This window comes from Gelidibacter sp. (genome assembly GCF_035515035.1).
GTDB lineage: Bacteria > Bacteroidota > Bacteroidia > Flavobacteriales > Flavobacteriaceae > Gelidibacter.
Map to the genome: position 1 here is coordinate 39670 of NZ_DATJCA010000041.1, position 14845 is coordinate 54514.

Genomic DNA, 14845 nt, shown 5'->3' on the forward strand with positions numbered 1-14845 from the left:
CAGAAATTACTTCACCGTCGAATTCCAGTTTTGCCCTTTCATTTCCAAGGCCGCCTTTAAAACATCTTTCTGGCTGATTTGCCCGACCAACTTGCCATCTTCAAGAATTGGAAATCTGCGATGTTTGGATTCTAAAAAAATGCTGGCTGCATCAAAAACATTCATATTTCCGTCTAATGTATCCACGTTGGTCATCATGCGCTCACCAACTTTATCCTTTTCATTGGGCATATTGTAGTACCGGCTCTCACTGATATGTTTTAAGCAATCGCCTTCGGAAATTATCCCAACCAACTCATTCTTTTCGTTGACTACTGGACCGCCAGAAATTCTATGCTTGATCAAAATCTCAACAACTTCTATGATTTTTTGATCCGGCCTGAACGTAATCAAATCGCGCGTCATATAATCACTCACTCTGCACGACAACTGGTCGGTAACTTTTTGCTGTTGTCTTCGTGCGCCTTGGAAACTCTTGATAGCCATAATCTTATAATTTAGTGAACTTTAAATTTAACAAAAATTCATCATTTAACCTAACCCTCATTTACACGAAAATAATTTTGTAGATTTAACATCCAACCAAACCCGTTTCTTATGCTCAAAAAAGCACTTGCTGTCGCCTTAATTATTTTAGCGATTTATTGGAGTTATTTCGCTTTACTGCCGACTAAAATTTCCGATTTAAATACCAAACCCACCGCTTTTTCCTCTGAACGTGCTCTTGTTCATCTAAAAAACATATCTGAAAAACCACACTATGTGGGATCTGAAGAACATGAAGTGGTCAAAAACTATCTCGTCAAAGCGTTGAACGATTTAGGTCTAGAAACTCAAATTCAAGAAGGGTATAGCCAAAATAAGAAATGGGGAAGCATTGTCAAACCTAAAAACATATTAACGCGCATAAAGGGCAGGGACAATTCCAAAGCCTTGATGCTGCTCACACATTACGATAGCAAATCGCACGCGTCCTATGGGGCAAGTGATGCGGGTTCTGGTGTGGTCACTATTTTAGAAGGCATCCGCGCATTTTTGAGCGAGGGAAAAACACCTAAAAACGATATCATCATCCTTTTCTCTGACGCCGAAGAATTAGGATTGAATGGCGCCGATATTTTCGTCAATCAGCACCCATGGGCAAAAGACGTAGGTCTTGTCCTAAATTTTGAAGCGCGTGGAAGCGGAGGCCCGAGCTATATGTTGATTGAAACCAACGGCGGCAATCAAAACCTGATCAATGGTTTTATAGCAGCAAATCCTGATTACCCTGTAGCCAATTCCCTGGCCTATAGCATCTATAAAATGTTGCCCAACGATACGGATCTCACCTATTTCCGGGAAGATGGCGATATAGATGGCTTGAATTTTGCCTTTATTGATGATCATTTTGATTACCATACCGCTTTAGACTCTTACGACCGATTGGACAGAAACACTCTCGAACATCAAGGCAGTTATTTCATGCCACTACTCGCGTATTTCTCAGAAGCCGACCTCAGCAGTTTAAAAAGTGATAAAGATTCGGTCTATTTTAATGTCCCACTTTTCAAAATGATCAGTTATTCCAATTCCTGGATAGTACCGATGCTCATTTTTGCAATCCTCATATTTCTTGCCTTAGTATTTTATGGCATTAAAAAGAGACGCTTAAATTCCAAACACATGGCTTTGGCTTTCCTTCCAGGGATAGCTGCCTTACTCATCAACGGCATTATAGGCTATTTTGGATGGAAATTACTTCTGGTCATCTATCCGCAATACGTAGAAATCCTTCATGGCTTTCCTTACAATGGGCACCTTTATATCTGGGCTTTTGCATTGTTGTCCACAGCCGTATGCATGTGGCTTTACAACAAAGTTTATAAACCGGAAAACACTGCAAGTTTAGCGGTTCCGCCATTGATATTATGGCTCATAATTTGCGCCGTTGTAGCATTTAAACTTGAAGGTGCCAGTTTTTTTATCATTCCTGTGTATTTTGGATTGATCAGTCTTTTTGTTTTGATCCGGCAAAAACGTCCCGACATTCTGTTGATGACTTTTTTGCACTTTCCGCTTTTAATGATCATGTCGCCATTTATCAAAATGTTCCCGGTAGGGTTGGGACTAAAAACCATTATCGCTTCAACACTTTTGATCTCCATTATGTTTTCTCTATGTATTACGGTTTTTGGATTTTCACGCTACAAAAACCGATGGGCTTACATTCTTTTTATCGCTGCTTTCGGATTCTTTATTGCCGCACATACAACATCAGATTTTAATGAAGAACGTCCAAAGCCAAACAGTCTTGTTTATTTGTATGACGCCGATAAAGACACGGCACTTTGGGCAACCTATGACCAAACTCTAGATGATTGGACCAAAGCCTACCTAACGGATGAGCCAGACGTTTTTGACGTTTCCAATATCAGCTTTGACAGTAAATATGGGACAAAGTTATCTTACAGTAAAAAAGCCGATCTCAAGCCTCTTAAAAAACCTTACGTGGACAAGCAGAAGGATACGATTATTGGTGATGTGAGACATCTTCAAATTTTCGTTTCCCCACAACGCGCCGTAAACACTTTAGAGTTTTATTCCGATGATTCGAACAAATTCCTAAGCTTTAATATCAACGGATTGGAAATCGCAAAAAACAAAGATGAGACGCATGTTTTTACCCATCGCATTAAAAATAGATTGTTCAGTTATGTGGTTACCGATCATAAAAACATAGAACTGAACTTTAGTGTTCCTGCATCCCAAAAAACAACTTTCGACATTTTTGAGGTTTCTTTCGATTTGATCGATAATGATTTGTTTAAAATTCCAAAACGTCCAAAAACAATGATTTCGAAACCATTTGTTTTAAATGACGCTATAATCATTAAGAAAACTATATCGGTTGAATAAACATATCAGCATTATTGGTTGTGGTTGGTTAGGATTGCCGCTTGCCACGGAGCTGCTTAAAAGTGGCCATTTCGTAAAAGGATCAACAACTTCTGTGGACAAAGTGGCCCTTTTGAAAAATGCAGGCATCCGTCCGTTCCTGATTTCTATTTCTGACGTTGGCATCACAGGACCCATAGAAGAATTTTTGAAAGACAGCGAGATTCTTGTCATCAACATTCCTCCAGGTCTAAGAAAAAATCCCGATGCAAATTTTGTAAAACAGATGGATTTTCTTTGTAAGCACATTGAAACTTCCACCGTTAAACAGGTGCTTTATGTGAGTTCAACTTCGGTATATGAAGACGTTGCAAAACTGTCCTTTATTACAGAGGAAAGTCCAACAGATGGTCAATCGGCAGCTGCAAAACAACTCATCGCTGCCGAACAGATTTTTAAAACCAATCCTAATTTTGAAACAACAATTTTGAGGTTTGCCGGTCTGATTGGCGATGATCGTAATCCCGCAAAATTTCTGTCTGGAAAGAATAACATTAAAGATCCTGAAGGTCCTGTCAATTTAATCCATCAAAAAGATGCTATTGGCCTTATTAAAGCCATCATCAACAACCAACATTGGAACACCGATTTTAATGCTGCGTCTCCACAACACCCAACAAGAAAAGCGTATTACACCTCACTTTGTATAATTGAAAACTTACCCATTCCGCAATTTGAGGATTCAGGACCAAGTCTCGGAAAAATCATTTCCAGCGAGAAAGTAGAGCGGATTTTGAAATATGGCTTTCAGCACCATCTGTAACAATTAATAAGCTTTTAAGAGTTTATTTTATTAATTTTTATAGATTTGGCGCAATTAACTAAATAACCGCCTGATTTAAAGGCACGAATATCTAATTTGAAAATGAAAAAACTAATACTACTTGTGGTTGTGATGAGTTCTTTAAACGTCGCTGCCCAAACAAAGACAGAACTTCAAAAGCACTTTGAAAAGTACTACCAACAAATGAAAAAGCAAGGTGATGTTCAAGGTGTCATCAATGCAATGACCCACTTGGATGTTATGGCACCTAGCCAAGCGAGAAAAGATACTCTGGCTTATATTTATGTTTCTGAAGGCCGAAACATGGAAGCGCTCAACACTATTGGTATCGAATCAAGTGGTACAGATTCTGACTTGAATACTGAAATTAAGGCTATTGCATTAAACGCTTTGGGCGAACGTGCACGGGCTTTGGAATTTTATCAAAAACTATATAAAAAACAAGCCAGCCCAGTATTGGCCTATGAAATAGCTGATTTGCTATTGCAAACAGGTGATCTAGCCGGAGCCCAAGAAAAAGTTGAATACGGTTTGGCAAATGTAACGGATGAAATGAGACGCACGTTTTATGAAACACAGCAACCTTATCAAACGTCTCTCAGAGCCGGATTTCTCTATTTAAAAGCCATTCTCACCTATACCCAAGATAAGGACGCCAATCAGGAAGTTGCTATAGCCACTCTCAATCGTGCTCTTGCCATTGACCCTAATTTCAATTTGGCAAGAATCAGTAAGGAAGCATTACTATCCCGCAAGAAAGGGGAAGATTAACACCCTTTTAAGCCAGTTTAAAACACCTTTAAATAAAAAAGCAGCCTCATCTAGAAGCTGCTTTTTTGTTTATAATCGTATTCAGAATACTACCAAATTCTCACACGTTTTTCAGGTGCCAAATACATGGGATCACCTTCCTTAATATCAAAAGCTTCATAAAACGCATCAATGTTTTTTAAAGGCTGCGTCGCTCTTTGAATTCCTGGGGAATGCGGATCTGTTTTGATTTGGGTTCTTAAAGCATCTTCTCGAGATAAAGTTCTCCAAACTGTAGCCCAACTCATGAAGAAACGTTGTTCTGGAGTAAATCCGTCAATATTTTCAGGACGTCCATGTTTCTTAAAGTGTAATTGTAACCCATCATAAGCCCCAAGCACACCACCAAGGTCACCAATATTTTCACCTAAAGTAAATTTACCATTGATAAAAACACTGTCCAGGACCTCAATACCGCTGTACTGTTCGGCCAAGGCATCGGCACGTTTGGTAAACTCTTCCAAATCATGTTCTGTCCACCAATTTTTCAAATTCCCGTCGCCATCAAATCGAGCGCCGGAATCATCAAAAGCATGAGATATCTCATGTCCGATTACCGCACCAATACCGCCATAATTCACGGCAGCATCAGCAGTATAATTGTAAAAAGGAGGTTGTAAAATAGCGGCTGGAAATACAATCTCGTTGTTACGCGGATTGAAATAAGCATTCACCGTTTGTGGTGCCATTCCCCATCGCTTTCTATCCACTGGCTCATTGATTTCTGAGAAATTTTTCTCTCTTGCCCATTTACTAACAGCCCTCATATTCTCAGCGTAAGTGTTGCCTTCTTTTATTTGAAGATTTGAATAATCTTCCCACTCATCAGGATAGGCAATCTTAACCGTGAATTTATCCAACTTTTCAATTGCTTTTTCCTTGGTTTCTTCAGTCATCCAATCCAATTTCTTAATTCTATTTTGGAAGGCTTCAATAACGTCAGCAATCATCTCTTCAGCTTTAGCTTTAGCTTCTGGTGGAAACTTAGCTTCTACGTACAATTTCCCGATAGCTTCACCAATAGAACCATCAACGGTTCCTAAGGCGCGCTCCTCGGCTGGACGTTGTTTTTGTACACCATTAAGGGTCTTTGCATAAAAATCCCAATTGGCTTTTTCGATTTCGGTAGATAAATAATTTGCAGACCCATTAAGCGTATTCCAAACCATTAAAGTTTTAATATCTTCAATAGGGGTTTGTTTTAGGAATTTTTGCAATGAGGCCATATATTTTGGTTGCATGATATTTAAAGTATCGATCTTTTTATCGATGCCTAAATCGTCAACCAATTTTTGCCAATCTAAGGCCGGTGTCATTTTTTGAAGGTCAGAAAAAGCTACTGGATTGTTATAATTCCGTGCATCTCTCATGGCTACTTTATCCAATCTTGGCTCAGCCAATTTTGTTTCCATTGCCAATATTTTTTTAGCAGCAGCTTGTGCTTTTGCTTCATCATAATCGATAAACTGAAGCATTCTGGCAATATGATCAACATATTGTTGTCGGATCTCTTTTGATTTGGCATCTTGGTCCAAATAGTAATCTCTTTGCAATCCAAGACCACCTGGATAGATCCAAGCCATATTCATGCTACTGTTATTAAGATTTGGTGACGCCCCAAGACCTGCAAAAGGTGCTCCTACCCCATCAACAGTGGCGTAAACCGTTTGCATGTCATTCAGGTTTTTGATGCCTTCAATAGCTTCCAATAATGGTTTGATGGGTTCAATACCCGCCTCGTTTCTCGCTACGGAGTCCAACTCACTTTGAAAAAGCAACAAGGCTTTCTTTTGGTCGGTACCGTCGGCATAAGTGCCTAATTCATGAGCATTTCTTACAATGTCCAGAACGTCTTGACGAGTTTCTTTTCTCAGAACTCCAAAACCACCCCAGCGGGTTTCATCATCAGGAATGGTGGTGTTTTTTGCCCAGTTCCCGTTGACATAATTGTAGAAATCGTCTTTTGGACTCACAGTGGTGTCCATATTTTCAAGTACGATTCCAGGAATTTTTTTTTCTGCCATGACGGTCTCCTTTTTAGGTTCTTCTTTACAACCAACAATGGTTATAAAGACTAAACCGGTAGTTGCCAATGCATACTTAAGATTGGTTTTCATAGTGTTTAAATATTTAATTTGACTAAAATTAGTTATTAATAGGAAGCTTGTTCATCGTAATTGTTACATCTTAACAAAATATTAAGAAAAACCGGTAGATTGTAAAAAAGTCCAAACTCAAATTCCAAATTCCAAGTTTCTCGTTTCTGTTGTTTCTTGATTAAAGTTTCCAACTTCCGAAAAAGCTGTGGACGGACAGACCGGTTTCTTAAGCGGCGCGCATTCATTAACTTTGGCCAGCCTGAGTTGCTCCAAACCTCGGAACTGCACAATCACCATTAATTTCCAATCCCTAATGCCTAATGCCCCACCAACAACATATCAGCTACTCTGGTCTCACGGGCAATTGAATCTGCTGTGCTTCCTTTTCAAACTTTTTATTTATTTGAAGTATGAGATTGACATTTGCTACCAGCAATTCCTTAATGCTTTCCATAAGATCTTTTTTCTTAATATTATCTAGATTGGCAAGGTCTTGTAGCCTTAACAATGTGGTTTCCAAAACGGTCATGCGCGAACGAATTGCCGGTGTTGTCACTGCAGGAGGTTGTTCTGCCTTCAATTCTAAAATGAACTCCTCCATGATTTTTTTCTCGACCTTAAAAAAAGTGAGATTCCCGTTTTTTAGAAGATCAATTTGCTCTTGTAGATCCTGAAATTTCTGCCAATCCAACACAGCCTGCTGGCTATCTGCACTTAATATATAATCTGTATAGTTTAATTTTGCAATATCCTCTGCGGTAATAACATAGGCCTTCTCCTGATTTTCAATAGCCGTTGGGTCAACTTTTGGTTCAGATTTACAGCCTATAAAAATTAAAACACTTAGTAAAAAGAGTTGTTTCATACCACAAGGAAATTTTTAAAATAGATGATTAGAGTTCAAATATAATTAAACTAAAGGGATCTGCATTTATTGTTAATTCAATCCTTAATTCAACCAATAGTGTTTTTTTCGAGATAAATCAGTTGTAATGGCACCACCATTGACGGACATTTTTTATCTTGCCTCACCGTTTCAAATATGTTTATGAGATCATCTAACAGAAAAATTACTTTTAAGGTGCTTTTCGGATATATCGCTCTTGGAGTTTTAGCAGCAATTTCCGGGTGGTTGGTCTTTACTGAATTGGGAAATTTTACCGCAACCCAAACTGACGATTTAAAGGAGCGCCATAAACTCATCAAAATAAGTGGCCTGGTAGCGGATATCTATGAGAACGAAAGTTTGGCGCGAGCGGCACTTCAGCTCAATACTACGGAAAAATTCAACGCCTATATTTCTCAAAATGACAGCCTGATTACGACTATCGACACCTTGCGTGTTTTGGTAAATAACGAATATCAGAAGGCACTACTGGACAGTGTCAAAGTTATTTTTGATAAAAAGCAGCAAGATCTCAACGAATTGCGACGGCTTAAAGACAATAACACCTCCGAAAAATCGATTGAACAGACCATCAATAAACTTAAAACCATTGATCCTATTCTAGGAAAATTGACTTTAGAGGATTATGTGGAAAACCCAACGGAAGTCAATCCGAAAGTAAAAGAGATTTTGGAAGGTTGGATTCAATTTTCAAACGAATCTAAAGCAAAAGATTCCGTGAGTAAGGTAGATCAAAAGCAGATAGATTCAATCGTTACAACGTCACGGAACATGCTCCGCAAAATTCAGCAGGAAGTTGCTTTGCAGAGACAATCGTTGATGGTTAAAGAACGCGAATTAGTTGAAAACGATTTAAATACCTCACGGCAATTACGCAATTTACTGCGCACTCTAGAACGTGAGATGGTGGCCTCTTCCCAAAGCATCATAGCCCAACGTCAAAAAGCTTTAGATCGTGGCACCAGCATTATATATTTGGCCGCCATCATCAGTTTTATCTTAGTAGTCATCTTCTCCATCCTTATTTTGAACGATTTTTGGAAAAGCCAGGAATATCGTGATGAACTCGAAAAATCAAATGCCTATACCAATTCGCTCTTAAAAAGCAGGGAGCAATTGATCAATATGGTGAGCCATGATTTAAGATCGCCATTGAGCACCATTTCAGGCTATAGCGCATTGCTGCAAAAAACTGCCCAAAACACAAGAGAAGGTAATTATCTGGACCATATTAAAAATGCCTCCACTTACATGAGCCAATTGGTCGATGATCTTCTGGAGTTTTCAAAATTGGAAGATGGCCATATCACCATAGAAAGTATCCCTTTTAATCTTAAAACTGTTTTAGACGAAACCAGCACCAACATCAAAGCAATATATTCCGACAAACCTATTGCACTGCTTGTCAAACATGACCCAGCATTGGACATCACTATTGTTTCTGATCCTTTTAGAATTAAGCAGGTACTTTATAACCTCATCGGAAATGCATACAAATTTACCGAAGAAGGCAGCATTAGCATAACTACCAAACTACATTCAACAAACAATAAGTACAGCGTAAGCATTACCATTACTGATACTGGAATTGGGATTAGCAAAGAAAAACAAAAGGATATCTTTAATGCCTTCACCCAAGTCAATCAAAGCAGTAACACCAAGCATTCTGGTTTTGGCCTTGGGTTGGCCATTTCAAAAAAATTAGTCAATTTATTAAAAGGCAGATTGACCTTGAACAGCATCCCAGGAAAAGGGAGCACTTTTGAAATTTCGTTCCCGATAAAGCTTTCTTACGAAGAAGTGGAAGAAAAACCAAACATCCCAGAAGCCTCCCATTTTAAACTAAAAGCAATTGTTGTGGACGATGATGCGTCCCTACGACAGCTTATCGCAGATATATTAGAACAGCATCAAGTGGTCACCTATACTTTTGAAGATGCCAAAGCTGCTCTTTCGGCTTTGAAAGATCTGACCTTCGATTTCATCATAACAGACATTCAATTGCCAAAAATGAATGGCTTCCATTTTATGGAAACCGTCAAACAATTGCCGTTTTATAAGCAACAGCCCATTATTGCAATGACCGGAAGAATGGATATCAATACCGAAAACTATATTGACAGCGGGTTTTCAAAAGTGGTTTATAAACCTTTTGAGGCCCATATTTGGTTTGATATTTTAAGTGAGCTTTTTCCCGAGAGCATTACAAAACCCGAAGAAGATATCAAAAAGACGACTTATCGTTCGGACTATTTTGACACGAATTCCATCGCTGGTTTCTTAAATTATGACGAAGAAGCCCTTAAATCGTTGTTGGAAATATTCTTAAAGGACACCAAAAAACATATGTCCGAATTAAGACAGGCACAACAACAAAATGACCTTAAAACCATTAACAATCTGAGCCACAGAATGCTGACCATGTTCAAGCAATTAAACGCGAAAACGGTCGTTCCACATTTAGAAGTTTTAGAACATATATCCGTGGTGGATCATCAAATTCTGGACACTTTGGAAATAGAGCTCAAGGCTTTTTACGAAGACATGCAAGCGTACATTACTCCAAATTATACTCCTTAAGTTTATTATAAAGCGTTTTTCTTGAGAAATTAAGAAGTTTTGCCGCTTTGGTTTTATTGTTATTGGCTTCCTGCAGAACTTTTACAATCAAATCCTTTTCGTTGGACTTGGCAGAAAAGGAGGGTGACGCAGCCTCTTTTGAGGGCGCAACAGACAATTCAGGAGGCAGTACTTCTTTTTGGATTACCTCTCCGGTAGTTAATAAGGTAGCGCGCTTGATGACGTTGGAAAGCTCTCGTAAATTGCCTGGCCAGGTATAATTTTGGAATATTTTCAACACTTCAGAAGAAAATCCGATGATGGATTTATTCAACTGTTGATTGGCATTCTCCAAAAAGAAATCGGCATAAAGGATCAAATCATCTCTACGCTCTTGCAAGTTGGGTACTTTTATAAAAAATTCATTTAACCGGTGATAAAGATCTTCTCTAAAATCGCCGTCCTCAACAGCTTGCAACAAATCTTCATTGGTGGCGGTCAACAAGCGGATGTCCACTTCAATTTCTTCATTGCTACCAATAGGTTTAACCCGCCTCTCTTGAAGGGCCCGAAGCAATTGTATTTGATTTTCATAAGATAAATTCCCTACCTCGTCCAAAAACAGTGTGCCACCGTTTGCCGCTTCAAAATGACCAATCTTATCATTGATAGCGCCAGTAAAGGAGCCTTTTTTATGTCCAAAAAACTCACTAGACGCAATTTCCTTCGGAATAGCGCCGCAATCCACCGCAATAAATGGTTGGTTTTTTCTTGAACTTTTTAAATGAATGGCCTTGGCGACTACCTCTTTACCCGTGCCACTTTCACCAGAAATCAACACGGACATGCTGGTAGGCGCGACAAGGTTAATATGATCATATAATACTTTGGACGCAGCGCTAATGCCCGATACAAAGCCAGGGGCCGCCGCAGACGGAGCTTTTGGCACTGAACCCGTTTCTTGTTTTGGTTTTTTAATTTCCTGCTTCTCCTTAAGTGCATTTTTGACCACTTGCAAAACTTCTTCAGGATTAAATGGTTTGGAAATATAATCAAAAGCACCTTCCTTCATTGCCTTAACTGCTGTGGATACTTCGGCATAACCTGTCATCAACACTACCGGAACAGAGGCATCTTTGGCTTTAATATGGTTCAATAGAGCAATTCCATCACCATCAGGAAGTCTAAGATCTGCAAACACCAAATCAAAAGAAGTATGCTTCACCTTATTTTTGGCATCTTCAAGCGTATAAGATAATGTCACCGAATGCTGGTGACGCTCCAAAAAACGTCGTAACATCTCAGAAAAACTCACATCATCTTCAACCAAAAGAATGGCACTCATAGTTTATTCGTTTTTACAAAAATATCAAGTTAAACTCAGTAAACCATTTAAAAAAAACATAAAAAAAAGGACGCTTCCTTAAAAACGTCCTTTTCCAGCTTAAATAAGTGATGAATCCTTACTCTTTTTCAATCCAGTTTCCATCCTTATCAGCATATACTGTTGATGCCGCTCCATCCACAGTAATATTTAATTTATATTCTTGCTTATCATTTACATAAGCCTTATCAAGAGTGGCGGTCTGAAAATCTTCTGCCAACGCATCTTTCACAGCTTGTGGAAGTGCTTCAGCTTCAATTTCTTTAAATTCTTCTTGAGCTACCAATTCAATTTTAGGGGTTGCGTTCATAGGAAATGCAGATGTTGCATACGTTGATAATCCTCCTAAAACGATTGCTACTGTTAAAACTACTTTTTTCATAATGTTATGTTTTTAATAATTTATTTTAAATGTTGTGGTATTACTATCCTAAGTTTTGCAACCTATTCTTTTATGATCCAGACGCCATCTTTATCGGCATAAACAGATGAAGTTGCGCCGTCTACAGTAATATCCAATTTATATTCTTCCTTATCGTTCACATAAGCTTTATCAAGTGTAGCCGATGGAAAATCTTTTGCCAAGGCATCTTTCACTGCTTGTGGAAGTGTTTCAGCGTCGATTTCTTTAAATTCTTCTTGTGCTACTATTTCAATTTTATGTGTTGCGTTCATAGGAAATGCAGATGTTGCATACGTTGATAATCCTCCTAAAACGATTGCTACTGTTAAAACTACTTTTTTCATAATATTTTATTTTTATGATTTATTAATTTGTATTAAAATGATGCATTATTTTAATAACGAAACCCTTATTCTTTTTCTATCCAGTTTCCGTCCTTATCAGCAAATACTGTTAAAGTTTCTCCATCCATCGTAAGATCCAGTTTATATTCAAGCTCTTGTTTTTCACCTACATAAGCTTTGTCTATAGTGGCGGTTGGAAAATCTTTAGCCAAGGCATCCTTCACAGCTTGTGGAAGTGCTTCCGCTTTGATCTCTTTATATTCTTCCTGAGCGATAAGCTCAATTTGAGGAGTTTGGCTCATTGCAAATGCTGAAGTCGCGAATGTTGATAATCCTCCTAATACGACTGCTACTGTTAAAACTATCTTTTTCATAATATTTATTTTAAGTGTTGTTTGTAATTCTGTTGTGCTACTGTTCTAATAAGAAATAAACATGCCATGGAACCGAAGACCACGTTTCATACCTATAAACAATTGCTATACAATGCATTACACTTAATTCATGTTTTTGACGTTTTTATTCAAGGTGTGTAATTCCGAATCTGAAGATCACATTTTGTGTAAATTTTACCCAATTCTCCCTTTAATAGCGGATTTTTTGTTTTTGTGCGAAATAGTTAAAGGGGAAATTCATTCCATTAAACATCCTATTCTTCCTAAAAAAACTTTGTACTTTTGCGATTAAATCAAACAACAATGTCTCAAAAGATTCTCATTATTGGAGCATGTGGTCAAATTGGCTCCGAATTAACCTATAAGTTACGGAGTATTCATGGCGATGAAAATGTGATCGCATCTGACATCGGTTATAACAATCTTGACGTGGTCAATTCCGGTCTTTTTGAAATTGTTGATGCACAAGATTATGGCTCGATTCTACACTGTGTAGAAAAATACCGAATTGATACCATTTATTTAATGGCCGCTATGTTGAGTGCCACCGGAGAAAAATTTCCGATGAAAGCATGGGATTTAAATATGAGCTCGTTATTTCATGTTTTAAATCTCGCAAAGGCCAAATTTATCGAGAAAATATTCTGGCCTTCAAGTATTGCGGTTTTTGGTCCTACAACACCTAAACATGACACACCCCAACATACAGTTATGGCTCCTACAACGGTTTATGGCATTACCAAACAAGTTGGCGAACGCTGGTGCGAGTATTATTTTGATAAGTATGGGGTGGACGTGCGCAGTATTCGCTATCCAGGAATTATCAGTTGGAAAACAATGCCTGGCGGTGGCACGACAGATTATGCCGTGGAAATTTACCACAGAGCCATTACTGATGGTCATTATTCAAGTTTCCTGTCTGAAGACACAGAACTACCTATGATGTTTATGGATGATGCCATAGATGCCACCATTCAAATTATGGATGCGCCGGCCAATCAATTGACCATAAGATCTTCATATAATTTGGCGGCCATGAGTTTTACACCTAAAGATATTGCGGCTGAAATCCAGAATCATATTAAAGATTTCATTATTACCTATAATCCTGATTTTAGACAACAAATTGCCGATTCTTGGCCAAAATCAATTGATGACAGCGTTGCACGAACCGACTGGGGCTGGCAACATAAATTTGATCTCAAGAAAATGAGCGAGGAAATGTTGACTAAGTTAGGTGAAAAGTATGCGATTTCCGAAAGTTAGATTTGAGGCTTGAGGTATTAGGGCTTAGCGCTGAGAGCGTGAAATCGCGAATGTTGATTAACGATTAACTATTATGGAATGCTGATTTCTGAATAGTAAAACTCTGAAGCCTGAACTTTGAAAATAATCTAACAAAAATAAATTAGCCTTAACATCTCTTTATATAGCCCATTATATCCCTTTATAAAGTTCCGTATTAATTAAAATCGCAGAAGCTCAGAGGCAGATGGCGTTTAAAAATAAGAGAGAATTGAAATGACGATTAAATCTTATTTTTGTTGGTAATGGAGTGGTCTTTTTTTAATCATTGAACTCAATTTTTCCTTGGTATACCTATTTGATTTCGAACCTTTAATTCGTGCATTAACAATTTTTAAGAGAACCGAGCTTCAATGTTAATCCTATCCCAAATAAGATTTCTTTAAGATAAAAGTGAGGCATGGGTTTGTAACTTAGTGAGGAACTTAAAAATTATAAACTCATGAAAACCTCATTAGAAAAAGCTAGAGAACAAACACATAAAGATACCGTCAACGTTTTACAAGGTATCATAGAAAAGAATTATGATGCTGAAAAAGGCTATAAAAAAGCGATGCAGGATGCAAAAAATCCAGCGTTAAAAAACTTTTTAAAACAGCAGGCTTTACAACGCAGCACTTTTGCGACAGCAATTGATAAAGAGCTACGCGATTTGGGGGAAGCTCCCAAAGAAAGTGGCAGTGTCACCGGAAGTTTACACCGTGCGTGGATTGACATTAAGAGCTCTGTCGCCGGAAACGACGATGAAGCTGTTCTGGAAGAAGTGATTCGCGGAGAAAAAGCGAGTGTTGAAGAGTATGAAGAGGTGATGAAGAATAATACCTTGGCACCTCATATCAACAGTGTGCTGCAATCACAGTTAAGAGATATCCAAGGCACGCTCAACCGCGTAAGAACGCTTGAAGATATTGCGTAATT

13 protein-coding genes are annotated in these 14845 nt (G+C 38.3%); 6 read left to right on the forward strand and 7 right to left on the reverse strand.

Annotation, left to right across the window (positions count from 1 at the left end; all coding sequences use genetic code 11):
* Nucleotides 1-6: 6 nt before the first annotated feature.
* Entirely contained in the window at nucleotides 7-486 is a 480-nt protein-coding gene (locus VLZ86_RS03295) for a CBS domain-containing protein (protein ID WP_325448693.1), read from the reverse strand.
* A gap of 111 nt (nucleotides 487-597) precedes the next feature.
* Here VLZ86_RS03295 and VLZ86_RS03300 point away from each other — a divergent pair, with 111 nt between their 5' ends.
* From VLZ86_RS03300 to VLZ86_RS03310, 3 genes are all read left to right on the forward strand, one after another.
* A complete protein-coding gene (locus VLZ86_RS03300; RefSeq protein ID WP_325448695.1) occupies nucleotides 598-2898 on the forward strand; it encodes a M28 family peptidase in 2301 nt (766 codons plus the stop codon).
* Nucleotides 2891-3700 (forward strand): NAD(P)H-binding protein, encoded by an 810-nt coding sequence (locus tag VLZ86_RS03305; RefSeq protein ID WP_325448697.1) that lies wholly within the window; start codon nucleotides 2891-2893, stop codon nucleotides 3698-3700. Before VLZ86_RS03300 ends, VLZ86_RS03305 begins: the two co-directional genes overlap by 8 nt.
* Before the next feature lie 102 nt (nucleotides 3701-3802).
* On the forward strand, nucleotides 3803-4492 hold the full coding sequence (locus VLZ86_RS03310; protein WP_325448699.1) for a hypothetical protein: 690 nt from the start codon (nucleotides 3803-3805) through the stop codon (nucleotides 4490-4492).
* 89 nt (nucleotides 4493-4581) lie between these two features.
* Here the strand turns inward: VLZ86_RS03310 and VLZ86_RS03315 are convergent, their stop codons facing one another.
* Together VLZ86_RS03315 and VLZ86_RS03320 are read right to left on the reverse strand one after the other, a co-directional pair.
* On the reverse strand, nucleotides 4582-6648 hold the full coding sequence (locus VLZ86_RS03315) for a M13 family metallopeptidase (RefSeq protein WP_325448701.1): 2067 nt from the start codon (nucleotides 6646-6648) through the stop codon (nucleotides 4582-4584).
* 325 nt (nucleotides 6649-6973) lie between these two features.
* Nucleotides 6974-7495 (reverse strand): hypothetical protein, encoded by a 522-nt coding sequence (locus tag VLZ86_RS03320; RefSeq protein ID WP_325448704.1) that lies wholly within the window; start codon nucleotides 7493-7495, stop codon nucleotides 6974-6976.
* A 183-nt stretch (nucleotides 7496-7678) separates the two neighbouring features.
* Between VLZ86_RS03320 and VLZ86_RS03325 the strand changes: the two genes are divergently transcribed.
* Nucleotides 7679-10117: a hybrid sensor histidine kinase/response regulator gene (locus VLZ86_RS03325; RefSeq protein WP_325448706.1), complete on the forward strand. Its 2439-nt coding sequence runs from the start codon at nucleotides 7679-7681 to the stop codon at nucleotides 10115-10117.
* Here VLZ86_RS03325 and VLZ86_RS03330 read toward each other — a convergent pair.
* The 4 genes from VLZ86_RS03330 to VLZ86_RS03345 form a co-directional block, all read right to left on the reverse strand.
* Entirely contained in the window at nucleotides 10095-11441 is a 1347-nt protein-coding gene (locus VLZ86_RS03330; protein ID WP_325448708.1) for a sigma-54 dependent transcriptional regulator, read from the reverse strand. The genes VLZ86_RS03325 and VLZ86_RS03330 overlap by 23 nt on opposite strands.
* Nucleotides 11442-11559: 118 nt before the next feature.
* On the reverse strand, nucleotides 11560-11862 hold the full coding sequence (locus VLZ86_RS03335) for a hypothetical protein (protein WP_325448710.1): 303 nt from the start codon (nucleotides 11860-11862) through the stop codon (nucleotides 11560-11562).
* A gap of 62 nt (nucleotides 11863-11924) precedes the next feature.
* On the reverse strand, nucleotides 11925-12227 hold the full coding sequence (locus tag VLZ86_RS03340; protein ID WP_325448712.1) for a hypothetical protein: 303 nt from the start codon (nucleotides 12225-12227) through the stop codon (nucleotides 11925-11927).
* Between the two features lie 65 nt (nucleotides 12228-12292).
* Nucleotides 12293-12601, reverse strand: coding sequence for a hypothetical protein (locus tag VLZ86_RS03345; RefSeq protein WP_325448714.1), 309 nt, complete (start codon nucleotides 12599-12601; stop codon nucleotides 12293-12295).
* Between the two features lie 324 nt (nucleotides 12602-12925).
* On the opposite strand from VLZ86_RS03345, the gene VLZ86_RS03350 reads away from it, so the two are divergent.
* Both VLZ86_RS03350 and VLZ86_RS03355 read left to right on the forward strand, forming a co-directional pair.
* Nucleotides 12926-13888 carry an NAD-dependent epimerase/dehydratase family protein gene (locus tag VLZ86_RS03350; protein ID WP_325448716.1) on the forward strand — a complete coding sequence of 321 codons (963 nt, stop codon included), beginning with the start codon at nucleotides 12926-12928 and terminating at the stop codon, nucleotides 13886-13888.
* A gap of 481 nt (nucleotides 13889-14369) precedes the next feature.
* Entirely contained in the window at nucleotides 14370-14843 is a 474-nt protein-coding gene (locus VLZ86_RS03355) for a PA2169 family four-helix-bundle protein (protein ID WP_325448718.1), read from the forward strand.
* Nucleotides 14844-14845 lie beyond the last annotated feature (2 nt).

Coding starts and splice junctions, on each gene's coding strand:
- VLZ86_RS03295 (WP_325448693.1), bottom strand. CDS start 486: ATGGCTATCAAGAGTTTCCAAGGCGCACGAAGACAACAGCAAAAAGTT.
- VLZ86_RS03300 (WP_325448695.1), top strand. CDS start 598: ATGCTCAAAAAAGCACTTGCTGTCGCCTTAATTATTTTAGCGATTTAT.
- VLZ86_RS03310 (WP_325448699.1), top strand. CDS start 3,803: ATGAAAAAACTAATACTACTTGTGGTTGTGATGAGTTCTTTAAACGTC.
- VLZ86_RS03315 (WP_325448701.1), bottom strand. CDS start 6,648: ATGAAAACCAATCTTAAGTATGCATTGGCAACTACCGGTTTAGTCTTT.
- VLZ86_RS03320 (WP_325448704.1), bottom strand. CDS start 7,495: ATGAAACAACTCTTTTTACTAAGTGTTTTAATTTTTATAGGCTGTAAA.
- VLZ86_RS03325 (WP_325448706.1), top strand. CDS start 7,679: ATGAGATCATCTAACAGAAAAATTACTTTTAAGGTGCTTTTCGGATAT.
- VLZ86_RS03330 (WP_325448708.1), bottom strand. CDS start 11,441: ATGAGTGCCATTCTTTTGGTTGAAGATGATGTGAGTTTTTCTGAGATG.
- VLZ86_RS03335 (WP_325448710.1), bottom strand. CDS start 11,862: ATGAAAAAAGTAGTTTTAACAGTAGCAATCGTTTTAGGAGGATTATCA.
- VLZ86_RS03340 (WP_325448712.1), bottom strand. CDS start 12,227: ATGAAAAAAGTAGTTTTAACAGTAGCAATCGTTTTAGGAGGATTATCA.
- VLZ86_RS03345 (WP_325448714.1), bottom strand. CDS start 12,601: ATGAAAAAGATAGTTTTAACAGTAGCAGTCGTATTAGGAGGATTATCA.
- VLZ86_RS03350 (WP_325448716.1), top strand. CDS start 12,926: ATGTCTCAAAAGATTCTCATTATTGGAGCATGTGGTCAAATTGGCTCC.
- VLZ86_RS03355 (WP_325448718.1), top strand. CDS start 14,370: ATGAAAACCTCATTAGAAAAAGCTAGAGAACAAACACATAAAGATACC.